The following is a 24,057-nucleotide window of genomic DNA, read 5'->3' as shown; positions in this document are numbered from 1 at the left end:
ACGGCTGGCTTGCCCTTCACCCGCGCTTGCGTCATCCCTGACCGGATGACACCGCCCGAGCATCCCGCCACGCCCGCCACCGGCAACATCGCGTGGGCGAGCTGGCGGGAGGGTGCGGCGGGGCGGCCGCTCGTGCTGCTCCATGCGACGGGGTTCCATCGCCACCTGTGGGACGCGGTGGTGGAGCGGCTCGGCCACGACGGGCCGGTGTTCGCGGCGGACACGCCGGGGCATGGCGCTTCGCCGGGGAGCGACAATCGCGACTGGATCGCCACCGCGCGCGCAATGCTGCCGTGGTTCGATCACGTTACCGCCGACGCCGCGCCGGCGCTCGTTGCAGGTCACAGCTTCGGCGGCTTCGTCGCGATGCTGTTCGCGGCGGAGCGGCCCGGCCGGGTCGCGCGACTGGTGATGATCGACCCGGTCATACCCCCGCGCTTCACCGCAGAGCAGCTAGCCGCGGTCGACCCGTCGGCCTTCTTCACCGCGCGCCGCCGCAACGCGTTCGACAGCGCGGAGGGCTTCGTCGATGCCTACGCCAGCCGCGACCCTTACGCTGGGTGGGAACCACGCGTGCTGCGCGACTATGCGGCGCACGGCTTGGTGCCGGCCGACGGCGGCTTCAAGCTCGCCTGCGATCCGCTGACCGAGACCAGCGCTTACTTGGGCGGCGTGACCGAGGAGCTTGCGCCTTACATGGCTGCCGTTCGCGCCCCCGTGACCGTGGTGCGCGGGCGGGCGGGGGAGCGGGGGCAGCCGCTCGATTTTTCCGTCAGCCCGACCCCGCCCGACCTCGCCGCGCGCTTTGCCGACGGGCGCGACCTGCACTGGAGCGACCACACCCACTTCATTCCGATGGAGGCGCCGGGACGGATCGCGGCGCTGCTCGACCAGGAGCTTGCCGCATGACCGTGGACCTCACCGACTATGAGCGCGGTCTCGACGGCGACGACTATGCCGAGCGGCTGGAGGCCCTGCAGGACCGGCTGGAGCGGCTTCAGGCCGCGCATATCGGCACGCGCGCGCGGACGATGATCGTGTTCGAGGGGTGGGACGCGGCGGGCAAGGGCGGCATCATTCGCGCGCTGTGCGGACGCTGGGATCCCCGCTGGTTCGAGGTCCACCCGATCGGCGCCCCGACGCAGCCCGAAAAGGATCGACACTTCCTCTACCGCTTCTGGACCCGGCTCCCCGGTGCGGGCGAAATCGCGGTATTCGACCGCAGCTGGTACGGCCGCGTCGCGGTCGAGCGCGTGGAAGGCTTCGCGACGCCGAAGGAGTGGCGGCGCGGATACGACGAAATCAACGCCTTTGAAGAACAGCAGCGCGACGCCGGTGTCCAGATCCTCAAGCTGTTCGTCCATGTGAGTCAAGCGGAGCAGGATCGTCGGCTGGCGGCGCGGCTGGACGATCCTTGGAAGCGCTGGAAAACGGGCGTCGATGATTACCGCAATCGCTCGCGCCGGGCCGACTATCTGACCGCCTATGCCGAAATGTTCGAGCGCACCGACACCCGCGCGGCACGGTGGAAGGTAATCGACGGCAACCGCAAGAAAGGCGCGCGTCTGGCGGCGCTGACCTATATCGCGGATGCGCTCGAACAGCAGCTCGACCTCACCCCGCCGGCGGCTGACCCGGCGGTGGTGGCGCTGGCACAAGCGGCGTTCGGCTATCGATCGGGCGAGGGAACGTAGGCGTGACGATGCGGGCAGCGATTGGCGTCCTTGCGACTATGGCGCTCCTGTCGGCGGGGTGCGCGGCGGACGTCAATAACGCTCCGTCATCACCCCGCGAGGCTTCTGAGCCGCCGGCGAAGCCAGACTCGCACGGGGCGGGGGAGCCGCAACGCACCGCGACCGCGACGGACTCGCTGTGGGGCGCATGGACCGTCGTCGCCTCGCGTGACGCGGCCGGGCGGTCGCTTCACGTTGCGCTGCCGCCTGCCGGCGCCGACCGCGATCAGGATGGCAGCCCGCCCATCCGCATGATCTTTGGCAACGGCGAGGTGTCGGCGACGTCGCAGTGCGTTTCGATGGGACCGTTCGGCTACCGACAGACTGCGACGGGCACGGAACCGGCGCCCCTGCCTGAGCGACCGCCGAGCTATGTGGACCAGCCCGTCCCCATGTGCGCGCGCGGGCTGAGTGAGGCAGAGAGCCTCGTGGCTCCGGTCTTGGAAAGCCGGACGGCGCTGCGCGTCGTCGCGGATGGCGTCGAGATTGCCTCCGACAAGGGCGCGCTGGTGCTGCGGCGGCAGGGCATCGTCTCCAACCCCGGCGGTTGGTCGCCGCGACCGCGCGTGCCGCCGCCGTGGGGCGCGTGGCGGGTGGTGCGGATCGACGGCCGCGCGGTGCCCGCCGACCGGCCCATCCACCTGGCGATTGGAGGGATCGGCCTCCACTACAGCTCGGGCTGCGTCGCCGGCTCCGCCTGGCTGAAGCGGGATGAGCCGATCGGTTCGATCGTGCCCGATGGCGTCAAACCGATCGTCGTCTGCGACCGCGGCCGCTACGTCGAAGAGGAGCGGATGGATCGGCTTCTCAGCGAGCGGAGCCGTGCGCGCATGGACGCGAGCGGCGCGATCACGCTGGACCTGGCGCGCGGCGGACGCATCGAGGGGGAACCACTGGACTAGGCACCGACGCCGCCGCGTTTACGGATAGCGGATCGCCATCACCTCATATTCGCGCTCGCCAGCGGGGAGCTGGACGCGGCGCAGGTCGCCGACGCGCGCCCCACGCAGTGCGCGGGCGATCGGTGAATCCCAGCCGACGAGGCCTGCGCCGGCGTCGGCTTCGTCGTTGCCGACGATGGTCAGCGTGCGACGGGCGTCGTCCTCGTCGGCGATCTCGACGGTGGCGCCAAAGAAAATGCGGTTGCGGTCCGGCTGAGCCGCGGGATCGACCACCTTCGCCGCCTTCATCCGCCGCGCCAGCCAGCCCAGGCGCCGGTCGATCTCGCGCATCCGCTTTCGACCGTAGAGATAGTCGCCGTTTTCGCTGCGGTCGCCGTTACCCGCGGCCCAGCTTACCACCTCGACGATCGCCGGGCGTTCGGTGCCGAGCAGCCGCTCATATTCCTCGCGCAGCGCGGCATAGCCTGTTGGCGTGATGTAGTTGGCGCGCGCAGGCGCCCCGGCGTCGGCCACGCTCAGCCGGGGCTGCGCTTGCCGAGCAGCTGCGACAGGCGGTTGCGCACCTCGCCGGTCTGGCCCGGGCGCATCGTCTCGTACACCACCGCATTCTCGAGCACGCGCTGGACGTAGCCGCGCGTCTCGCTGAGCGGGATCGCCTCGATCCAGTCGAGGATGTCGATCTGCCCGGTGCGCGGATCGCCAATGCTGTTGAGCCAGCGGTTCACATTGCCCGGCCCGGCGTTGTACGCCGCCACCGCCAGCGGATAACTGCCGCCATAGTAGCTCACCATGCGCTGGAAATAGCTCGAGCCGAGCATGATGTTGTACTGCGTGTCGGTCGTCAGCGCGTCGAGATTATAGCCGAGCCCCAGCTTGCCCGACTGTTCGCGCGCGGTGCCTGGCATCAGCTGCATCAGGCCGCGCGCGCCGACGCGCGACATGGCGGCACGATCGAACTGGCTTTCCTGCCGGGTGATGGCGTGGATGAAGGTCCAGTTGCCCTCATGCCCCGGCGGGACCGCCATCGTCGGAAACGCGACCGGGACATAATCGTCGAGGCCGTTCAGCCGCGCACTGCGTCCGACCATGACGGCCAGGTCGGGACGCCCGATCTGCCGGGCGAGCTCCCCCGCGAAATGATGATCCGCGTCGCTCGTCGCGTTGTTGGCGATCGCCCGGACGAACAGGCTCTGGTCGCGCCATTGGCCCGTTTCGCCCAGCACCCGGGCCGCGCGGACGAGGCTGCTGTCGAAAAACGCATTGCGTTCGGCTTGCGAGAAGCTGGCCGTCGCCGCCGCCGGTCGCGGCTGCGCCTGACCCAGCCGCTCGAGCGCGAGCTGGCCGTGGAACTGGTCGAAATGGCGACCGGCGCGGGTGAAATAGCCGTTGGCCGCGGCGCCATCGCCCGCCGCCGCCGCAGCGCGACCTGCCCAGTACAGTCCCTTCGCCTGCACCTGCGGCGACCGTCCGCCCCCGGAGTAGAGCTCGTACAGCGACGCTGCCTCACGCGGGCGACGCAGCTGGTGATGGGCGGTGGTCGCCGCGAGCCACACCGCGTCGGTGTAGGCGTCCCGCACGCCGATCGGCTGTTGCAGGATCTGCGCGCCGGGCGGCAGGGCATCATCGACGCGGCGCGCAATCTGGTAGGCCTGCTCGGGACGCCCGGCCGCCAGCGCGGCGCGGGCGACGTCGACGTGCAGCGAAATCCAGGCGTCGGCATCGAGCGGAGGCGCGCGCAGCGGGCCACGTCCGGCGAGCAGGGCGCCCGCCTCCACGCCGCGGCCCATGCTCGACAGCCACAGTGCCTTGTCGGCGATATAGCCTGCATCGCTGCGGGTCAGCGTCGGGTCTGCCGCTTCCGCCTCCGCGGCGCGCAGTGCGGCGGCGGTCGCGCGCTGGCGCATCGCCAGGCGAGCGGCATAGGTGGCGCGCTTTGCGGGACTGGTCATCCACGCGACCCGCTCGGCGGCGGTGGTCGACCCGCTCCACAACAGCCGCTCCATGCGCGCGTCATGATCCGCGGCGCCGAGTGCCCCCGGGAACGTTGCCTGAAGCCGGGCCTCCTCGACATCGGACAAGGCGCCGGCGGCCCAGGCGCGACGCGCGGCCGTAACAGCATCGGCGTTCCGCCCCGCCGACTGGAGCGCGAGCGCATAACGCAGCCAACCGGCCGCGTTGGTCGGCTGAAACCGGTCGTAATAGGTCGCGGCAAGCGGGGGGATATAGCTGTTCGGGTCAAGCGCGGTGTCCGCCGCGCGGCGCAGTTCCGTCTCCTGCGGCCACCCCGGATTGGCCATCAGAAAGCGCGCGACGCGATCAAAGCCGGGCCGCGGATCGCGGGTCAGCGACTGCCATTCGGCGACGGCACCGGCCACGTTCGACGGCGAAGTGACCGACGGCGCGACCGAACCCATGCCCATGCGCGGCGCAGTCGCCATGTCCTGCGCGGCTAGCGCTACGGGCGTTCCCAGCAGCGGCATCGCCACGCACAGCTGTCGGGAAAGGCGGCGGAATGCGGAACGTCGAACCATGCTTGCCATTCTCTCCGAGCGATCCTTATGGAGCGCTGAACATAGTGGCGCGGCACGATGAGCGCCACGCTCTCGAAACCCCTGCCGCTTCCATAGGGACCGGCCAAAGCGGCTGTAAAGGAGGCACGCGATGTTTGCCGGGAGCATTCCCGCCCTGGTGACCCCGTTTCGCGACGGAGCGGTGGACTTCGCCGCGCTCGAACGGCTGGTCGACTGGCAGGTGGGGGAGGGGAGCGCCGCGCTGGTGCCGTGCGGCACCACGGGCGAGAGCGCCACGCTCAGTTACGACGAACATTATGCCGTGGTCGCCCGCGTGGTCGACGTCGCTGCCAAACGCGTGCCGGTGATTGCCGGCGCCGGGTCGAACGACACCGCGACTGCGCTGCGTCACCTCGAGCGCTGCGCGGCGATGGGCGCCGATGCGGCACTCGTCGTCGCGCCCTATTATAATAAGCCGAGCCAGGAGGGGCTGGCGCGCCATTTCGAAACGCTCGCCGACGCCTCCGCGCTGCCGATCGTGGCCTACAACGTCCCCGGTCGCACCGTCGCCGATCTGCTCCCCGAAACGCTCACCCTCATCGCCGCGCACCCGCGCGTGGTTGCGATCAAGGATGCGAGCGGAGACCTCGCCCGCGTCACCCGCCACCGCGAACTGATCGGCGAAAACTTCTGCCAGCTGTCGGGCAATGACGACCTGTGGCTGCCCCACGCGGTCATGGGCGGGGTCGGCTGCATCTCGGTCACCGCCAACGTAGCCCCCCGGCTATGCGCGAATTTTGCCAAGTCCTGCACTCAAGGGCATTGGGATGACGCGCGCGCGCTGCACGAGCAGCTATTTGCGCTTCACGGCGCGATGTTCGCCGACGCGAGCCCCGGCCCCGCCAAATATGCGCTCGCAAGGCTGCACGACTGGATGACGCCGGAGGTGCGCCTGCCGATCACCGCGCCCAACGAGGGCGCGCGCGCCGCCATCCATGCAGCACTCTCCAGCGCAGGTGTCTGCTGATGGCGCGCCCCCATCACACCGCCTTCGACAAGGTAAAGGTGGTCGCCGACAACCGCCGCGCGCGCTTCGATTATGCCGTGGACGAGGTGTTCGAAGCCGGCATCGCGCTCAAGGGCACCGAGGTCAAATCGCTGCGCTTCGGCGACGGTTCGATCGGGGACAGCTACGCGGAGGTGAAGGACGGGGAGGTGTGGCTCATCAACAGCCACGTGCCCGAATTCAGCCACGGTAACCGCCACAATCACGAACCGCGCCGGCCGCGCAAACTGCTCCTGTCCGCGCGCGAAATTCGCAAGCTGCATGGCGCGGTCGCGCGCGAAGGCATGACGCTCGTCCCGCTCACCGTCTATTTCAACAGCCAGGGGCGCGCCAAGGTCGAACTGGCGCTTGCGAAGGGCCGCAAGGCGCACGACAAGCGCGAGCATATCAAGGAACGCGACTGGAAACGCGACGCGCAACGGATCCTGCGGGAACGGGGCTAGGATACTCCGCAAACCCGTTGCCGCGCCCCGCGCGGCGCGTTAGGCGCTTTCTCGAAATGGTGGCGCTGTCCCCGCGTCGCCGATGGGAGAGAGAGCGCGATGCGCCTGGTCAAGATCTTTGCCCTTTGCACCCTGTCGAGCGCGGCGCTGACCGCCTGCGCCTACAACGCCGCCCCGGTCGAGACTGCGACCGCAGTGCCGGCCCAGGCCGCCGCGCCGGCCCTCGCGCCGACGCCGACGCCGACTGCGCAGCTCGGCACCTACGGCTTCGACACCGCGGGCATGGATCGCGCAGTTGCGCCGGGCGATGATTTCTACGCCTTCGCCAACGGCACCTGGGCACGCACCACGGCGATTCCGTCGGACAAGTCGAACTACGGTATGTTCGCGCAGCTGGCCGACCTCAGCCTCGATCGCACCAAGGCGATCCTCGACGAAGCGCGCGGCGATACGTCGAGCCAGATCGGCCGCGCCTATGCGAGTTATCTCGACACCGCGACGATCGAGTCGCGCGGCCTCGCACCGATCGAGCCGTGGCTGACCCGCGTTCGCGGTATCCGCACGAAAGCCGACTACCTCGGCTTGAGCGCGGACGCCCGCCGTCATGGCATCGGCCAGCTGGTTGGTGCCTATGTCGGGCAGGACGATCGCAACCCCGAAAACTACATCGTCACCGTCGGCCAGAGCGGCCTCGGCATGCCCGACCGCGACTATTATCTGGGCACCGAAGCACGCTTCGCATCGGCGCGCGCCGCATATCTGCGCTATCTCGAGACGATGCTCACCAACGCGGGCGAGGCCAACGCCGCAGCCCGCGCGCGTGCGATCCTCGATTTCGAGACCGGCATCGCTCGCGCGCACTGGACCCGCGTGGACAGCCGCGACGCGACCAAGACCTACAACAAACTGACGCTTGCCGACCTCGCCCGGCTGGCGCCGAACCTGAAGCTCGCCGATACGCTGGCGAGCCTCAACATGCGGCAGGATTCGCTGCTGGTCAGCCAGCCGACCGCGGTGCGCGCGATCGACGCTGCCTTCGCACGCGCGCCGGTCGGGGTTCTCAAGGACCAGCTACTCGTGCGCAGCCTCGGCGCCTATGCCGACTATCTGCCCGAGCGTTTCGGCCAGACGCAGTTCGACTTTTACGAAAAGACGCTGTCGGGTACGCCCGAGCGGGAGGAGCGCTGGAAGCGCGCCGTGCGCTTCACCGAAGGCGTGCTGCCCGACGCGCTGAGCCAGATTTATGTCGCGCGTCATTATCCGCCCGCGACGAAGGCGGCGATGGACCAGCTGGTGCGCAATGTGCTCGACGCGATGGGGCGGCGCATCGACGGGCTCGAATGGATGCAGCCGCAGACCAAGGCGCGTGCCCGGGCGAAGCTCGCCAATTTCACGGTCAAGATCGGCTACCCCGACCGCTGGCGCGATTATGGCGGGCTCGACATCCGCGCCGACGACGCGTTCGGCAATGCGTGGCGGTCGAACGCGTTCGACTTTGCCGACATGGTCTCAAAGATCGGCCAGCCGCTGCGGCGCTGGGAATGGTTCATGACGCCGATGACGATCAACGCTTATGCCAATTTCGGCATGAACGAGATCGTCTTCCCCGCGGCGATCCTGCAGCCGCCGTTCTTCGACCCGAATGCCGACCCGGCGATTAACTACGGCGGGATCGGTGCAGTCATCGGTCACGAGATCAGCCATCACTTCGACGACCAGGGCGCCAAATATGACGAGAATGGTCGTCTGCGCGACTGGTGGACCCCGGCGGATGTCGCGGCGTTCACGGCTGCCGGCCGCCGCCTTGTCGAGCAATATGGCGCCTACGATGTGCTGGGGGAGAAGATCAACGGCCAGTTCACGCTGGGCGAAAACATCGGCGACCTTGCCGGCCTCGCCATCGCGTATGACGCCTACAAGCACTCGCTCGGCGGGCGCGAGGCACCGGTGATCGACGGCATGACCGGCGACCAGCGCTTCTACCTCGGCTGGGCGCAGGTGTGGCGTCGCAACTACCGCGATGCGAACCTGTTGCAGCGTTTGACCACCGATCCTCACTCGCCGTCGATCCAGCGCGTCTGGGTCGTGCGCAACCTCGACCCGTGGTACGCAGCCTATAATGTGCAGGCTGGCCAGCGCCTGTACCTTCCGCCGGCGGAGCGCGTCCGCGTCTGGTAAGGCGCTGAAACGCGAAGGGGCGGTGCCGACATTGCGCGAGACGACATGACCGACCGCGCCGCCCCCAATCCGTTCGCGTCGATCCCGGCAGGGGCCGACCGATCGGCGTTGCTCGCCATCGCATTCGCCGCGCTTGCGAGCTTCGGCCTTGTCGCTTGGCTCGGCGGCTCAGCATTGCTGGCGGGCGGGGCGGCCGCGGTGACACTGGGTGTCGCGTCAGGGCTTTTGGCGGCGAACGCTCGCGTGCGGTCGCGCGGCATGACCCTCGCAGCGCCGATCGCAGGCGGAGACCGCAACGACTGGGTGCTCGCGCGGGCGGTGGCGGACGCGAGCGACGACGCGCTGGCGGTCACCGATCGCGCCGGACGGGTCGTGTGCGCGAATGACCGCTTCGTCGATTGGTTCGGCGCCGAGGCCAGCCCGGTCGCGCTTCCGGTCGATGCCGCCACCCTCGCGCTGATCGCCGATGCGGGTCGAACGGCGTGGCGTGACGGCGAAGCGGCGGTGGCGGACTTTCCGGTCGAGGGCGGCAGCGCATCGGGCGCCGTGGCGCGCGCGGGCCGCGCCGCCGATCACCTGGTCTGGCGCTTTCGTCGTCACCAGCGGCTCGACCCCGCCTTGCAGATCATCGAAGGTTTGCGCGGCCGCGCCGGCATCGCCCTCGGCGAAGCGGGGTTGATGGCCGCACTGGTGAGCGCCGGCGGCACCATCCGCGCCAGCAACGAAGCCTTTCGTCTGCGCGCCACTGCGAACCTGGCCGAACCAGTCGAGGGCTCCGACTTCGCCCAATGGCTGCGGGTCGACCGTCACGGCGTGCTGCGCTTCAGCCGGGAGGCTGGCGCCGCTTCCGCGGGTCAGGCGATCGCAGCGCCACCCGTGCGCCTGATCGAAGTTGCGCTGGATCGCGATCTCGACGCGTCGCCGTTGCTCTTGCTGCTGATCGACGACGACGGGGCGGTCGGCGAACGCTCGCTCGCCGCCGAGCAGGTCGAGCGGCTTGTGTTGACGATGCCGGTGGCTTTGGCGCTGGTCGACCGCGACGGCCGCTTCCGCCTGGTCAATTCTGCGTTCGTGGAGGTCTTCGGCGTACCGGCCGACCGGCCGATGCCGAGCTACCCCAGCGATCTCGTCATCGGCGAGGACAAGGCCGCGCTGGGAGAGGCGGTGCGCCGGAACGCCCGCGGCAACGGCGCGCACACGAGCCTCGCAGTGCGCGCGGCGGCCGCCCCCGACCGTACGCTCACGCTGGGGCTTTCGGGCGTGCGCGGCGTGGGAGACGCGACCGTTTTGCTGACAGTCGAGCCGACCGCCAACCCCTCGACGTCTGCCACCGAACAGCAGGTTGCTCAGGCGACCAAGATGCAGATGGTCGGCACGCTCGCGGGTGGCATCGCGCATGACTTCAACAATATCCTCACCGCGATCATTGGCAGTTGCGATCTGCTGCTGCTGCGACACGCCTCCGGCGACAGCGATTACGAGGACCTTCAGGGCCTGAAGAGCAACGCTCATCGGGCGGCGAACTTGACCCGCCAGCTGCTCGCCTTTTCGAGGCAACAGACGCTGCGTCCGCAGACCGTGTCGCTGTCGGATATCGTCGCCGATGTGACCCACCTTCTCGAACGCTCGCTGGGCAATGGCGTGACGCTGGCGGTCAAGCACGGGCGCGGCGTCGAAACGGTGCGCGCCGATCCGACCCAGATCGAACAGGTTATCCTCAACCTCGTCGTCAACGCGCGCGACGCGATGCCGCGCGGCGGCACGGTTACCCTGTCGACGCGCGCGGTCGGCGCCAGTGAGGTGGATGCCTTGGGCGAACCGGCAATGCCGCCGGGCGATTATGCGCTGCTGCAGGTCGCGGACACCGGCACGGGCATCCCGCCCGACGTGCTGCCCAAAATCTTCGAGCCGTTTTTCACGACGAAGGATGTGGGTCAGGGCACCGGCCTCGGGCTGGCGACGGCCTATGGCATCGTCAAACAATCCGGCGGCTTCATTTTCGCCGACAGCGAAGTCGGGAAGGGCACGACCTTTTCCGTGTACCTGCCCGTCCACCGAGGGGAGGGGGAGAGCACCCCGGCGACTCCGCCCGCCCCGAAAGCCAGCGCTTCGGGATGGGGGAGCGGCACCATTCTCGTCGTCGAGGACGAGGATATGGTGCGTGCCGTGGCGGAACGCGCGCTCACCCGCGCGGGCTATACCGTGCTCACCGCCAGCAATGGCGAGGAGGGGCTGGAAGTCGCGCAGCAGGCCAATATCGACCTCGTCGTCAGCGACGTGATGATGCCACAGATGGACGGCCCGACGATGACCACGCGCTTGCGTGAAAAGCGCCCGGACCTGCCGGTGCTGTTCATGTCAGGCTATGCCGAGGAGCAGCTTCGACAGTCGATCGCGCTTTCCAACGTCGCGTTCCTCGCGAAACCTTTCTCCGTCGCGCAACTGTGCGACGCGGTGAACGACATTCGCGGCAGCACCTGACGCTGGTTGCAGTCGCAACCATTTCCGCTACGTCAGCGCGATGATTTCGACTTTCGAGCTGTTCAAATTGGGGGTTGGCCCGTCCTCGTCGCACACCACCGGGCCGATGGTCGCGGCGGGGGCCTTCGTCGACCGGCTGGCCGGGCTAGGGCTGCTAGACCGGGTGGCGGCGGTCGGCGCCGAACTTTACGGCAGCCTCGCGCTCACCGGAAAGGGCCACGCCACCGACCGCGCGATCGTCGCCGGGCTCGCGGGGGAGCATCCGCCGACCACCAGTGCCGCAGCCATCGGCGCCGTCTGGGCGCGCGCGGAGAGGGAGGGGCGGCTGCGCCTCGGCGCACAGGACATCGACTTTCTGCCAAATCGCGACCTTCTGTTCCTGCGGCGTGAACGACGGCCGGAACATAGCAACGCCATGCGCCTCATCGCGCGCGACGCGAGCGGGGCCGTCCTGGAATCGCGTTGTTATTTCTCGATCGGCGGAGGTTTCGTCCGTGACGAAGACGAAATGCGCGCCGGGAACAGGGCTGATTTACCCGAGGCGGCGTTCCCCTTCCCGTTCACCAACGGCGCGGAGCTGCTGGCAATGGCGGTCGACGCCGGTCTCTCCATCTCAGAGTTGATGCGGGCGAACGAGCGGACGCTGCTCGACGACGCCGAAATCGACGCGCGGCTGGATGCGGTGGCCGACGCGATGGGCGCGGCGATCGATGCGGGTTGCTGCACCGAAGGCGTGCTTCCGGGCGGGCTCAACGTCCGACGGCGCGCACCGGCCATCGCTGCAAGCCTGCGCGCGCGCGATGCCGGCGTGCTGTCCGAACCCTTGGCCGGGCTCGACTGGATCAACCTCTGGGCGATGGCGGTGAACGAGGAGAATGCCGCCGGGGGACGCGTCGTCACCGCGCCCACCAACGGCGCGGCCGGAGTCATCCCCGCCGTCATCCGCTATTATGAGCGCATGTGCCGTGGCAACCGTGCTGGCGTGCGCGACTTTCTCCTCACGGCGAGTGCGATTGGCGCGCTCTACAAGCGCAATGCCTCCATTTCCGGTGCCGAAGTCGGCTGCCAGGGGGAAGTCGGTGTCGCTTGCTCGATGGCGGCGGCGGGGCTCACCGCGGCGCTTGGCGGCACCAACTCGCAGATCGAGAATGCCGCCGAAATCGGGATGGAGCATAATCTCGGGCTCACCTGCGACCCGATTGCCGGGCTCGTCCAGATCCCGTGCATCGAACGCAACGCCATGGGGGCGGTGAAGGCGATCGACGCCAGCCGCATCGCGATGATTGGCGACGGCAGCCATATCGTGAGCCTCGACAAGGTCATCGCCACCATGTGGCAGACCGGTCGCGACATGCGCGCCAAATATAAGGAAACGTCGACCGGCGGCCTCGCCGTCAACGTCGTCGAATGTTGAGAGCGGGCGCCGGCTGACCGTTAGCTCGTCGGCAAGCTTCCCTGAGCTTCGTAGCGGAGCGCATCGAAGATCTTCGCCCCGCCCAGAAAAATCGAGCCGGTGCAGGCGGCGAATAGCAACTGACCGCCGATACCCGGATACTGCTCCAGATAGTGGATGCCGCGCTCCACCACGCCCAGCGAAAGCGCATAGATGATGAGGCAGGCATCGAGGCGCGTGCGAATCTGGAACAGGCGTTTGATGCGGCGCATGGCGGGACGCTGCGCGCCGCATGCAAAAGTTTAAAGCATCTTAACCATCTTCACGCACAAGTTCGGTCAGGTCGAGCGCTTGGAGAAGCGCGGCGCGGGCAGCGCGAACAACATCGACCAAGCGAGCGCTCGACAGGTCGGCGGGCGCGATTGTTTCCGGCCAGTGATGCGCGACCACATCTTCGGCGCGCGCCATCCGGTCGGCATTTACGATGAAGCGCGGGTCGACCGTCTGTGGGTCGCACACGACGCGCAGCCGCAGGCACGCCGGCCCACCGCCGTTGGCCATCGACTGCCGCACGTCGACCGGCACGACTTCGCGGATCGGCCCGTTGGCAGCGAGCGTGCGTTCCACCCAGCGCGCGATGGAGGGGGTCTCCGCCGCCTCGGTCGGAATGACAAGCGCCATGCCGCCCGACGGGCGGGTGATGAGTTGCCCGTTGAACAGATAGCCGCGGATGGCGTCGGCCAGCGGCACGTCCGCCTCCCGCACTTCGACGAGTTCCATCCACGGGGCGGCGGCGCGCATCGCCGCCAGAGCGCCATCGCGGTCGGCGAATGCGGCTTCATGAGCGAGCAGCACCGGCCCGTTGGCGACCGCAACCACGTCGTTGTGAAAGGCGCCGGCGGCGATCGCGCGCGGTGCCTGCTCGATCAACAGCACGCGTTCGGGATCGAGCCCATGCCGCCGCGCTACCGCCGCGCTGGCTTCGCGATGCTGGCGCGCAGGGAACCCGCCTCCGTCGCGGCCGTAGACGAACACTTCGAGGCCTGGTGCGTCATGCGCGGGCGCGAGCCGCATGTGGTTGGCCGCACCTTCATCGCCGAACGGCGGGTCGACCGGACCGTGCACGGCGAACGCGTTCGGATCGGCGAAGGCGAGCGACAGCTGCTGCAACGTGCCGCGCCATTCGTGGCTGCGGTGCGGCATGGTGACGAGATTGGCGACGGTGAGGTGACAGCGGCCGTCGGAGGTATCCGGCACCGGACTGACGGTCGCAGCGTTCGCCGCCCACATCGCCGAGGCGCTCCAGGCCGCAGCGCGCAGGTGCGGCTCCGCCGAGGCCAGGTCGGTGCCAAGCCGGTCGAGCCAGCGGCGGTTGGGCCGGTCGAGGGGCATGAACCAGCCCTGGACCACGCCCAGTTCCATCACCCGCCGCATCTTGGCGAGACCTTGCAGGGCCGCGGCGCGCGGATACGAAACCGCGCCGGCATTGTTCGACGAAGCGATGTTGCCGCGGGAGAGTCCGGCGTAGTTGTGGCTCGGCCCGACGATGCCGTCGAAATTGATTTCGGTGAGCGTCATGCGGCAATCCATTGCACGCGGTCGCCAGCCTCCACGCCCAAGAGCGCGGCCGCATCTTCATCGATAGTGACGCCGCCGTCCTGCGTTTCAATGACGCCGATGGCGCAACGAAAGTCCGACCAGCGCCCCGTCGCGATCAGCGCCCGCGTGCCCGTCGGATTGCTCGTGACGCCGGTCACGGCCGCATCCGCGGCTTCGGCGATGGCGCGCACGCGATCGGTGGGCGCAATCATGGTCGGGCCCCCGTCGAAGATGTCGACATATTTCTCGTAGGCGAAGCCCTCGTTCTCGAGCATCCGCATCGCGGCGCGGCCGCTCGGATGCGGCAGACCGACGACATGCCGTGCGGCTTCGTTGAGCATGGCGAGGTAGACCGGGTGCTTGGGCATCAAGTCGGCGATAAATTGGTTGCCATACAAGGCGTTGAAGGTGTCCGCTTCCTGAAAGGTCATGCCGAAGAACTTGCCCGCGACGCCGTCCCAGAACGGCGACCCCCCGGCATCGTCGATCACGCCCCGCAGTTCGGCGAGGATGCGGTCGGCAAAGATCGGTCGATGCGCGCGCACGAACAGGTAGCGCGACCTGGCCAAGAGCAGGCCCAACCCGCCGGCGCGTTCGTGGGGATGGAGAAACAGGCCGCCGACTTCGCTCGAACCTTCAAGGTCGGTGACGAGGCTGAGCGTATCCGCCCGAAATGTCCGGCCAAGTTCCTTGCTGTGCTGGGTGATGGTCCCGATGCGGTACGAGTAGAATGGCCAATCGGTGCCGACGCGCGTGAAGATCTGCGACGTGCCGCGAACCTCGCCGGTGGGGCGATGCTCCAGCATCAGCACGAACCGCCGGTCTTCGGGGCCGTCGTCGGCCTGAGCAAATGCCTCCTCCGCCCGCGCGAGCTTGGCCTTCAGCGCCTTTCGGTCGGGTGGGAGGTTGGTGAAGCCGCCGCCGGTCAGCTTCGCCATTTCGTACATCGGTTGCAGGTCGGCACCGGTCGCGGCGCGAATGACGAAACTCAAATTAGCCCCCTGATCAAACGTCGCCGAGTCCGCGTTCCGCCAGGCGGAGCATGGTCACCGCCGCAAGCCCCGCTCGCTCGACCAGGCTGTCGGAGATGAGATATTCCTCCTCCGAATGGATCGCCCCGCCGCGCACGCCCATGGTGTCGATCACGGGCACAGCGCAAGCGGCAATATTGTTGCCGTCGCACACGCCCCCGCTGTCACGGCGCTCGATCGAAAGGCCGAGGTCCGCACCCGCGCCCTCCACCAGCGCGAACAGCCGTTCCGCCTCCGGCGTTACCGGCTTGGGTGGTCGGCCCCAGCCGCCGTGGCGATGAATCATGACCTCGTGCAGGACGGCAACGTCGGCCAGCGCGCCTGCGATGAGCCGTTCTGCCGCCTCAAGTTCCTCGGCACCGCGCGGGCGCAGGTTGACGCGCAGGATGGCGAGGTCGGGCACGACATTGTTGGGGCTCCCCCCGTCGATCCGGGCGGGATTGACGCTGAGGCCATCGCGCACGCCCGCTTTGAGGCGGACCGCCAGATCGGCAGCGGCGACCAGAGCGTTGCGCCCGTCTTCGGGATTGCGCCCGGCATGCGCCGCGCGACCCCGGATTTCGAACGAGAAATTGCCGCTTCCCGGACGTGCCGCGGCCAGCGTGCCGTCGGGAGTCATCGCCGGTTCGAATGTCAGCGCAGCGAGCTTGCCGCGTGCGCTGTGCGCGATCAGCGGCGCGCTGCTCGCCGAGCCGACCTCCTCGTCGCTGTTGATAAGGACGTCGTAGCCGAAGTCCGCGTCCACCCCCGCCGCTTCGATCGCCTGCAAGGCGGCGAGCATGACCGCGATGCCGCCCTTCATGTCCGCGACGCCGGGACCGTTGAGCACGCCGGGTGCGGTCCAGCGCAGCGACTGAAACGGATGATCGGCCGAGTAAACCGTGTCCATGTGCCCGGTCAGCAGGATCCGCCTCGCGGCATCGGGCCTCACCGATACGAGGAGATGATCGCCCGCTTGCGCGCTCACGCGGCTTCCATCCGCCGCGACGCTCTCGACCGGGGCAGGCGCGTGACGGGCGATCTGCCCTGGCAGGGCGCCGAAGGCGTCGGCAAGCTGGTCGGCCATCGCGGCAAGTCCGCTGAGGTTCGTCGACCCGCTGTTGATCGCACACCAGCGCTCGACCCGCGCGAGCATCGCCGCCCCGTCGATCGCCTCCAGTGCGCGCTGTTCCTGTTCGCTCAACATGCGCCCGCTCTATCCCGGCGGGCGCGCGGGTCAACGCGGCAGGTGCATCGAGCAGCAGTGAAAGCTGCCGCCGCCGGCAAGCAAGGCGCGCGCCGGCAGCGCGACGACGCGCCGGTCGGGAAACAGCTCAGCGAGCCGCGCCACCGCCGCGTCATCGGTGCCGGTCCCGTAGGCGGGCACCACGATCAGGCGTTCGGTGATGGCAAAGTTCATGTGGCTCGCCGGCGCGACCTCGCCGTCCACCTCGTAACGGCCCGGGGAGGGGAGGGTAACGACATCCACCCCTGCCGCCGCGGCCCGCTGATGCGCATCGGCGTAAATCTGTGTGTTGGGATCGTCGTCCCCCGTTGGCTGCGGCACCAGCAGCCGTCCCGGCGCGACCCAGCGCGCGAGATTGTCGACGTGGCCGTCGGTGTGGTCGGCCACGAGCCCCTCGACAAGCCACAGGATATCGCGCACGCCCAACGCGTCACGCAAGTCCTGCTCGACATCCTCTCGCGACATCAACGGGTTGCGGTTGGGATTGAGCAAACATTGCTCGGTTGTCACCAGTCGGCCCGCGCCGTCCCAGTCGACCGCGCCACCCTCCAGAACCCAGTCGCGCGTTTCGACGGGAAGCGCGCGGTTCGTGGCCAGCCGCTCGCCCAGCTCGGCGTCGCCGGGCATCAGATATTTCCCGCCCCAACCGTTAAAGCGGAAAATCTGGGCACGGCGGTCGGAGCCGGTGCCGGTGGTGATCGGCCCGGTGTCACGCAGCCACACGTCGCCGAGCGGCACCACGCGCACCTCCGCCGCATCGCCCGCCAGATCGCGCGCGATGGCGGCGTCGGCCTCGCTGTTGCACAGCAGGTTGGTGTGCTGCCCGCTTTCGGCGACTGCGCGGGCGAATGCGGCAATCTCACCCCTCGCGGGCTCGAACGCGTCGCCCCACTCGGCGGGGATGGCCGGGAAGCCAATCCACAGCAGTTCCTGTGGCGCCCATTCGGGCGCCGGTCCGATGTAACGCGGCACGACCGTCAGCGAGCGGCGGCGCGGCTGCGATCGCGGGCGGCACGGAACTCGTCGCCCTCCACCCAGTTGGGCCAGGCGGTGGTCATGGCAAGCTCGCGCCCCACCCGATAATAGAGGCGAAGGTCCGCCATCATCCCGTCCCAGCGGCGGATGATGCCCACGTCGTCCGACGGACCGTGATAATGATTGGCGGTGTAGTCGGCGTTGACCGCCGCGCCGGCTTCGCGGCCGCCGTCGATCAGATCCTCGCCGCCATCGAAGTAGATCATCGGCACGCCCAGCTTGGCGAGGCTGAAATGATCGGAGCGATAGTAGAAGCCCTTTTCCGGCGTCGGTTCGTTGGCCGCCACGCGGCCCTCCGCCGCCAGCGCACGGGCGAGATACTGGTCGAGCTCCGACTTGCCGCGGCCGATCACGGTCACGTCGCGCGCCGGGCCGGCCGGCGACAGCGCGTCCATGTTGACCCCGCCGACCGTCTGCCCGAGCGGGAATACCGGGTTGGCCGCATAATATTCGGAGCCGAGCAGCCCCGATTCCTCCGCGGTGACCGCCAGAAAAACGATGCTGCGGTCGGGCGCGCCGGCGCGCATGTGGGCCTCGGCCAGGGCGACGAGGCCTGCGGTGCCGGTCGCATTGTCGACCGCGCCGTTGCAGATATCGTCGCCGTCCTTCGGCTCGCAGCGCCCGAGATGATCCCAGTGCGCGGTGTAGAGGACATATTCGTTCGGCCGCCGGCGCCCGGGAATCATCGCCACGACATTGCGCGACGGCGTCGTGCGCATGGTGTTGTCGAACGACAGCGACATGGTTGTGCCGGTCAGCGGGACCGCGCGAAAACCCGGACGCTTGGCCGCGTCGCGCAGCGCATCGAAATTTTGCCCCGACGCGGCAAACAGCCCGCGTGCACGCTCCAGCTGCATCCAGCCGTTGGCCTGCGTCTCGCTCATGTGGTTGTCGGCCGCCGCCGCGGTATATTGCGGGCCGGTCCAGGACGAGCGCACGACGTTCCAGCCATAGGCGGCGGGTTCGGTGTCGTGAACGATGATCGCCGCCGCTGCGCCCTGACGCGCCGCCTCCTCGAACTTGTAGGTCCAGCGCCCGTAGTAGGTCATCGCGCGACCGTTGAACGGGCCGTCGACGGCCGGCGTCTGCCAGTCGGGATCGTTGATCAGGATGACCACCGTCTTGCCGCGGACGTCGACCCCGGCATAATCGTTCCAGCCCTTCTCGGGCGCGTTGATGCCGTAGCCGACGAATACGACGTCGCTGTTCGCAATGCGAGTGTTGGGCACGAGACGATAGCTGCCGGCGACGAAATCGTCCGCCTGCGCCAGTCGCTGCTCCCCACGCGGGGTGCGGAAGACCATCGGGGAATAGTTACTCGCGGTGACTTCGACCAGCGGCACCGTCTGCGTCCAGCTGCCGTTGTTGCCCGGCTGCAGCCCCAACGCGCGAAACCGTTCGATCAACAGGTTGACCGTTTTCTCCTCCCCCGCCGTTCCGGGGGCGCGGCCTTCAAATTCGTCGGAGGCGAGGCGGGTGGTGACGTCGCGGAACGTCGTTTCGTTGATGTTGACCTGCCGCGCATTCACCGCTCCCTGTGTCGCGCGCACGACGTCGCGCATCAGCAGCACATCGGAGGCCGTGGAGGTCGCCTGACTGAGCGCGGTGCAGCCACTGACGGCGATCGCGGAAAGGCTGGCGAAAAGGAGGAGGGAAAGGCGCATGGAGGACCTCAGGCATATGGGGACTGATCCCCACGCTAGCGCATCCCGACCCCTTCGCAAGCCACGAAAAAGGGCGGGAGCCGTTGCCGGTCCCGCCCTCCTCCGCCGATATCGCCGTGGCGATCAGCGCGAATGTCGTTCGATTAGCGCGAGTAGAATTCGACCACCAGGTTCGGTTCCATCTTCACCGGGTAGGGCACTTCGTCGAGCGTCGGCACGCGCGTGAAGGTCGCCTTGGTGCCGTCCACCGCGATATAGTCGGGAAGGTCGCGCTCGGGCAGCGACTGCGCTTCGGCGACCAGCGCCATTTCCTGCGCCTTCTTGCCCAGCGTGATTTCGTCGCCCGGACGCACCTGGCGGCTGGCGATGTTGCAGCGAGTGCCGTTGACGACGACGTGACCGTGGCTGACGAGCTGGCGCGCGGCGAAGATCGTCGGCGCGAACTTCGCGCGGTAGATCACCGCGTCGAGGCGGCGCTCGAGCAGGCCGATCAGGTTCTGGCTGGTGTCGCCCTTCATCCGTGACGCTTCGGAATAGGCGCGCTTGAACTGCTTTTCGGTGACGTCGCCGTAATAGCCCTTAAGCTTCTGCTTGGCGCGCAGCTGGATGCCGAAGTCGCTGACCTTGCTCTTGCGGCGCTGGCCGTGCTGGCCGGGGCCATATTCACGCTTGTTGAAGGGACTTTTCGGGCGGCCCCAGATATTTTCGCCGAGACGGCGGTCGATCTTGTACTTGGCGCTGTGGCGCTTCGACATCTGTCACTCCATCGTGTTGTGCCGCGAAACGCACGATTGCGCGCGGCAAGCCCGGAGCCACCCGTCGGAGCCCGAAAGGCGCCGACGCGACCGCCGCTTCACCGGGGTGCGGGGTCCATGTGTGGAAGGCCGCGCGCCTAGGCGAAGTGGCGCGCAAGGTCAACCAATCGCTCTCGACAGCCCGCCCGCAGCGGCTAAAGGCGAGGCCATGTCGCACACGCTCCCGCCCGAAGCCTGCTCCACCATGACCGAGGTGCGCGAGGGCGTCGATGCGCTGGACGCCGAACTGGTGGAGCTGCTGGCCAAGCGGTTCGGTTATATGCGCGCCGCTTCGCGCATCAAGACCGAGCGTTCGACGGTCCGCGACGAGGATCGCAAGGCGGCGGTCATCGCCGCCGCCTGCCGCGAAGCCGAAGCCCGCGGCCTTCCGCCAGAACCGATCGGAGACATCTGGGAGCGGCTGGTCGAAGCGTCGATTGCCTATGAGTTGACGCTGTTCGACGAGCGGACGGCGGGCGCCCTCACGCCGTCGGGGTAGGGCGTCCTCGTAAGCTTCGGAGGTCCAGAAGTGGCTTCCCGCCGCTGGATGCTGAAACGAGTTCAGCATGACGGGGCTGAAAACCGTCATCTTGTAGCTTCAGGTCCGCCAAGCTCTCTGCGCAGCGCGGTCACCCCCCACGTCGCCCGCGGTCGAGTGCGGTAACGATGCCGCGCATCATCTGCACTTCCTTCTCGCTCCAGCCCGGTTTGGTCAGCAGCGTGCGGAGTGAGCGCATCGTAGCGCCGGTCCGTTCGGGCGGCTGGAAATAATCACGGCGGTCGAGCGCGTTGCGCATCGCTTCGACCAACCCGTCTAAAGCCTCTTGCCGGGCCGGTGGCGCGTCGTCGAGCCGTGGCGGCTGCATCAGCGGCGCGTCCTCGCGCGCGGCGAGCGGTTTCGACCATTCATAGGCGGCGAGGATCACCGCCTGCGCCAGATTGAGCGAGCCGAATTCGGGGTTGATCGGAACTGTTAGGATCGTGCGGGCCAGCGCGACGTCATCGGTCTCGAGCCCCGAGCGTTCGGGTCCGAACAGATAGGCGCTTTTGCCCCGTTCGTCGTGAACCAATGCCGCCGCGCCTTCGGCATCGACCACCGGCTTCACAAGCCCGCGGCGGCGGACGGTGGTGGCGACGACCTGGGCGCAGTCCGCGACGGCGCTCGCCACGTCCGGGAATAAGCGGGCTTCGTCCAGCACCCGATCCGCTCCCGCGGCGCTCGGCCAGGCCGTGGGATTGGGCCAGCCATCACGCGGCGACACCAGCCGCAGCTCGTCGAGACCGAAGTTGAGCATGGCGCGCGCGACTGCTCCGATATTCTCGCCAAGCTGGGGCCGGACGAGCACGATTGCAGGGCGGTTCATCGCCCGCCGACTTCACGCACAGACGCGGCAAATTCCTCGAAATCAGCGGCTTGTGCAAAATCCTTGTAAACACTTGCGAAGCGGATGAAGGCGACGCTGTCGACCGTCTGCAACGCGTCCATCACCGCGCGGCCGATGTCGGTGGTGGAGGCTTCGCCCTCCGCACCCAGCTCCAACGTGCGCTCGATGCGCGAGACGATGCGATCCACGCCCGCCGCGTCGACCGGGCGTTTGCGGCAGGCGATGGCGATCGAGCGCGCCAGCTTGTCGCGGTCGAACGGTTCGCGACTGCCGTCCGACTTGACCACCGTGATGTCGCGCAGTTGCACGCGCTCGAACGTCGTGAAACGCGCCGCGCACGCTTCGCATTGACGGCGGCGGCGGATGGCGCTGCCGTCGTCGGTGGGGCGACTATCCTTGACCTGGCTGACGTCGTGACCGCAGCTCGGGCAGCGCATCGATGCTCCGTCGGATCAGCGGCGAACAGCGCGCCACAGCGCGTAGCCCGCGCCCGCGGCGAGACCGACCGGCAGTGTGACGATCGGCAGCACCATTCCCGCGACCGCCCCGGCGGCACCGAACTTCACGACATTTCGCGAGGACGGGCGCGCCCAGCCTTCGCGAGCCATCGCTTTCACTTCGACAGCGGCGTCGCTGGCGAGGTCCGACAGATCGTTGCGCGCCATGGCTTAGAGTCCTTCGTAAATCGGGAAACGTTCGCACAACGCACGAACGCGGGATTTGACGTCGGCTTCGACCGCGGCATCGCCATGTTCCCCTGTGCGGGCGAGGCCGTCGAGCACGTCGGCGACCATGTCGCCGACCGCCTCGAACTCGGCGGTGCCGAAGCCGCGCGTGGTGCCCGCGGGCGAACCGACGCGGATGCCGCTCGTCTTGACCGGGGGCAGCGGGTCGAACGGCACGCCATTTTTGTTGCAGGTGATGCCGGCCCGCTCGAGCGCTTCGTCGGCATCGCGGCCCGTCACCCCGAGCGGGCGCAGGTCGACGAGCGCGAGGTGCGTGTCGGTGCCGCCCGCAACGAGGTCCGCACCGCGCGCCTTCAACCGCCCCGCGAGCGCCCGCGCGTTGGCGATGACGCCCTTTGCATAGTCCTTGAAGCCCGGTTCGAGCGCTTCGCCGAAGGCGACCGCCTTGGCGGCGACGACGTGCATCAGCGGCCCGCCCTGCAGCCCCGGGAACACTGCCGAATTGATCCGCTTCGCGAGCGCTTCGTCGTTGGTGAGGATCATCCCGCCGCGCGGACCGCGCAGCGTCTTGTGCGTGGTGGTGGTGACGACGTGCGCGTGCGGGAAGGGGGAGGGGTGCTCGCCGGCCGCGACCAACCCCGCAAAGTGCGCCATGTCGACCATCAGCAGCGCGCCGACGTCATCGGCGATGGCGCGGAAGCGCGCAAAGTCGAGCGTGCGCGGATAGGCCGAGCCGCCGGCGATGATCAGCGCCGGACGATGCTCCTTCGCCAGTCGCTCGACCTGCTCGAAATCGACCAGATGATCGTCCTGCCGCACGCCATATTGCACGGCATTGAACCATTTGCCCGACATCGCCGGGGGCGCGCCGTGGGTGAGGTGCCCGCCGGCGTCGAGGCTCATCCCCATGATCGTCGCGCCGGGCTTCAGCAGCGCGAGCATCACCGCGCCGTTCGCCTGCGCGCCCGAGTGCGGCTGGACGTTGGCGAAGTCGCAGCCGAACAGCTGCTTGGCGCGGTCGATCGCGAGCCGTTCCACCGCGTCCGACGGGCCGCAGCCCTGATAATAGCGGCGACCGGGATAGCCCTCCGCATATTTGTTGGTGAATACCGACCCCTGTGCTTCCAGCACCGCGCGGCTGACGATGTTCTCGCTGGCGATCAGTTCGATCTGATACTGCTCGCGCGTCAGTTCGTCGCGTACCGCCTGCGCGACCGCGGGGTCGGCGCTGGCGAGGCTGGCGGTGAAGAAGTCCGCGGGGCGCAGCGCGGGGCGGGTCAGCGTGTCGACGGTCATAGGGGCTCCGGGGTGAGGGCGCTCAATTTGGCGACGCGCGGGCCGTGGCGACCGCCTGCGAAATCAGTGGTGAGAAAGGCGCTGATGCAGGCCTTGGCCATGTCGATGCCGGTCAGCCGCGCGCCCATGGCGAGGACGTTGGCGTCGTTATGCTCACGCGCGAGCGCCGCCGATAGCGGCTCGGACACGAGCGCGCAGCGGCAGGCACGGTGGCGGTTGACCGCGATCGAGATGCCGATGCCCGATCCGCACAGCGCGATGCCGCGCTCCGCATCGCCATTGGCGATCGCCGTCGCGAGCTTGGCGCCGTAATCGGGATAGTCGACGCGGTCGTCGTTGTCGGGACCGAGGTCCGTCACCGCGTGCCCCGCCTCGCGCAGCCAGTCCGCGAGCGCGGCCTTGAGTTCGACCGCGGCGTGATCGCTGGCGAGCGCGATGGACGTGGGGGCGAGTGGCATGGCGTCGCTCTAGGCGAGCGAGCGCGATGATGCCAGCGCCTAGCGTCGCGCTCGCCAAGATTTCGGTAACCTCGGTGCCGCTAGGATCGCGCAATGCTGACCCGCCTCGCCACGCAACTCGCCAGTTCGATTGTGCCTCTCACGATCGCGCTGCTGACCTACGCGGCGAGTTGAACCT

At 68.4% G+C, this 24,057-nt stretch carries 23 protein-coding genes; 9 read left to right on the top strand and 14 right to left on the bottom strand.

The window, feature by feature from the left end:
- Positions 1-45: 45 nt before the first annotated feature.
- From ACRYJK_RS05270 to ACRYJK_RS05260, 3 genes are read left to right on the top strand one after another with little or no spacing between them, the layout of a single operon-like run.
- Positions 46-909 (top strand): alpha/beta fold hydrolase, encoded by an 864-nt coding sequence (locus tag ACRYJK_RS05270; protein ID WP_482666498.1) that lies wholly within the window; start codon positions 46-48, stop codon positions 907-909.
- The gene (locus tag ACRYJK_RS05265; RefSeq protein WP_482666497.1) at positions 906-1,694 is read left to right on the top strand and encodes a polyphosphate kinase 2 family protein; all 789 of its coding nucleotides are present in this window, start codon (positions 906-908) and stop codon (positions 1,692-1,694) included. The genes ACRYJK_RS05270 and ACRYJK_RS05265 overlap by 4 nt, the downstream gene beginning before the upstream one ends.
- 8 nt (positions 1,695-1,702) lie before the next feature.
- Complete coding sequence (locus tag ACRYJK_RS05260; protein ID WP_482666496.1) at positions 1,703-2,635, top strand: hypothetical protein; 933 nt, start codon at positions 1,703-1,705, stop codon at positions 2,633-2,635.
- An 18-nt stretch (positions 2,636-2,653) separates the two neighbouring features.
- Here the strand turns inward: ACRYJK_RS05260 and greB are convergent, their stop codons facing one another.
- Positions 2,654-3,148, bottom strand: coding sequence for a transcription elongation factor GreB (gene greB, locus ACRYJK_RS05255; protein WP_482666495.1), 495 nt, complete (start codon positions 3,146-3,148; stop codon positions 2,654-2,656).
- A gap of 2 nt (positions 3,149-3,150) precedes the next feature.
- A complete protein-coding gene (locus tag ACRYJK_RS05250; RefSeq protein WP_482666494.1) occupies positions 3,151-5,166 on the bottom strand; it encodes a lytic transglycosylase domain-containing protein in 2,016 nt (671 codons plus the stop codon).
- A gap of 130 nt (positions 5,167-5,296) precedes the next feature.
- Between ACRYJK_RS05250 and dapA the strand changes: the two genes are divergently transcribed.
- From dapA to ACRYJK_RS05225, 5 genes are all read left to right on the top strand, one after another.
- Positions 5,297-6,172 (top strand): 4-hydroxy-tetrahydrodipicolinate synthase, encoded by an 876-nt coding sequence (gene dapA / locus ACRYJK_RS05245; protein WP_482666493.1) that lies wholly within the window; start codon positions 5,297-5,299, stop codon positions 6,170-6,172.
- The gene (gene smpB, locus ACRYJK_RS05240) at positions 6,172-6,654 is read left to right on the top strand and encodes an SsrA-binding protein SmpB (protein ID WP_482666492.1); all 483 of its coding nucleotides are present in this window, start codon (positions 6,172-6,174) and stop codon (positions 6,652-6,654) included. The genes dapA and smpB overlap by 1 nt, the downstream gene beginning before the upstream one ends.
- A gap of 99 nt (positions 6,655-6,753) precedes the next feature.
- Positions 6,754-8,832, top strand: a complete 2,079-nt coding sequence (locus ACRYJK_RS05235) for a M13 family metallopeptidase (RefSeq protein ID WP_482666491.1) — start codon at positions 6,754-6,756, stop codon at positions 8,830-8,832.
- Between the two features lie 45 nt (positions 8,833-8,877).
- Entirely contained in the window at positions 8,878-11,313 is a 2,436-nt protein-coding gene (locus ACRYJK_RS05230) for a hybrid sensor histidine kinase/response regulator (RefSeq protein WP_482666490.1), read from the top strand.
- 40 nt (positions 11,314-11,353) lie between these two features.
- Complete coding sequence (locus ACRYJK_RS05225; protein ID WP_482666489.1) at positions 11,354-12,727, top strand: L-serine ammonia-lyase; 1,374 nt, start codon at positions 11,354-11,356, stop codon at positions 12,725-12,727.
- Between the two features lie 20 nt (positions 12,728-12,747).
- Here ACRYJK_RS05225 and ACRYJK_RS05220 read toward each other — a convergent pair whose 3' ends face one another.
- The 7 genes from ACRYJK_RS05220 to rpsD form a co-directional block, all read right to left on the bottom strand.
- Positions 12,748-12,978, bottom strand: a complete 231-nt coding sequence (locus tag ACRYJK_RS05220; RefSeq protein WP_482666488.1) for a hypothetical protein — start codon at positions 12,976-12,978, stop codon at positions 12,748-12,750.
- Between the two features lie 40 nt (positions 12,979-13,018).
- Positions 13,019-14,284 carry an N-succinylarginine dihydrolase gene (locus ACRYJK_RS05215; RefSeq protein ID WP_482666487.1) on the bottom strand — a complete coding sequence of 422 codons (1,266 nt, stop codon included), beginning with the start codon at positions 14,282-14,284 and terminating at the stop codon, positions 13,019-13,021.
- Positions 14,281-15,297 carry an arginine N-succinyltransferase gene (locus ACRYJK_RS05210; RefSeq protein ID WP_482666486.1) on the bottom strand — a complete coding sequence of 339 codons (1,017 nt, stop codon included), beginning with the start codon at positions 15,295-15,297 and terminating at the stop codon, positions 14,281-14,283. Before ACRYJK_RS05210 ends, ACRYJK_RS05215 begins: the two co-directional genes overlap by 4 nt.
- 13 nt (positions 15,298-15,310) lie before the next feature.
- Positions 15,311-16,522, bottom strand: a complete 1,212-nt coding sequence (locus ACRYJK_RS05205; protein ID WP_482666485.1) for a hydrolase — start codon at positions 16,520-16,522, stop codon at positions 15,311-15,313.
- Between the two features lie 30 nt (positions 16,523-16,552).
- Entirely contained in the window at positions 16,553-17,533 is a 981-nt protein-coding gene (locus ACRYJK_RS05200) for an agmatine deiminase family protein (protein WP_482666484.1), read from the bottom strand.
- Between the two features lie 5 nt (positions 17,534-17,538).
- Entirely contained in the window at positions 17,539-19,260 is a 1,722-nt protein-coding gene (locus tag ACRYJK_RS05195) for a M28 family metallopeptidase (protein ID WP_482666483.1), read from the bottom strand.
- Positions 19,261-19,403: 143 nt separating this feature from the next.
- Complete coding sequence (gene rpsD / locus ACRYJK_RS05190) at positions 19,404-20,015, bottom strand: 30S ribosomal protein S4 (RefSeq protein WP_482666482.1); 612 nt, start codon at positions 20,013-20,015, stop codon at positions 19,404-19,406.
- 208 nt (positions 20,016-20,223) lie between these two features.
- On the opposite strand from rpsD, the gene ACRYJK_RS05185 reads away from it, so the two are divergent.
- A complete protein-coding gene (locus ACRYJK_RS05185; protein WP_482666481.1) occupies positions 20,224-20,553 on the top strand; it encodes a chorismate mutase in 330 nt (109 codons plus the stop codon).
- Positions 20,554-20,683: 130 nt separating this feature from the next.
- Here the strand turns inward: ACRYJK_RS05185 and ACRYJK_RS05180 are convergent, their stop codons facing one another.
- Genes ACRYJK_RS05180 through rpiB form a run of 5 tightly spaced genes read right to left on the bottom strand, consistent with a single transcriptional unit; the run spans position 20,684 to position 23,879 of the window.
- Complete coding sequence (locus ACRYJK_RS05180; RefSeq protein WP_482666480.1) at positions 20,684-21,418, bottom strand: RNA methyltransferase; 735 nt, start codon at positions 21,416-21,418, stop codon at positions 20,684-20,686.
- Positions 21,415-21,876 (bottom strand): transcriptional regulator NrdR, encoded by a 462-nt coding sequence (gene nrdR, locus ACRYJK_RS05175; protein ID WP_482666479.1) that lies wholly within the window; start codon positions 21,874-21,876, stop codon positions 21,415-21,417. Before nrdR ends, ACRYJK_RS05180 begins: the two co-directional genes overlap by 4 nt.
- A 15-nt stretch (positions 21,877-21,891) precedes the next feature.
- Positions 21,892-22,104: a hypothetical protein gene (locus tag ACRYJK_RS05170; protein WP_482666478.1), complete on the bottom strand. Its 213-nt coding sequence runs from the start codon at positions 22,102-22,104 to the stop codon at positions 21,892-21,894.
- Positions 22,105-22,107: 3 nt separating this feature from the next.
- Positions 22,108-23,421: a serine hydroxymethyltransferase gene (gene glyA, locus ACRYJK_RS05165; RefSeq protein ID WP_482666477.1), complete on the bottom strand. Its 1,314-nt coding sequence runs from the start codon at positions 23,419-23,421 to the stop codon at positions 22,108-22,110.
- Positions 23,418-23,879, bottom strand: coding sequence for a ribose 5-phosphate isomerase B (gene rpiB / locus ACRYJK_RS05160; protein WP_482666476.1), 462 nt, complete (start codon positions 23,877-23,879; stop codon positions 23,418-23,420). Before rpiB ends, glyA begins: the two co-directional genes overlap by 4 nt.
- Between the last annotated feature and the right edge of the window lie 178 nt (positions 23,880-24,057).

The organism is Sphingomonas sp. BLHR8, assembly GCF_056821725.1.
Note: the sequence above shows the minus strand (reverse complement) of the source record. Positions and strands in the feature narration are given on the sequence as shown.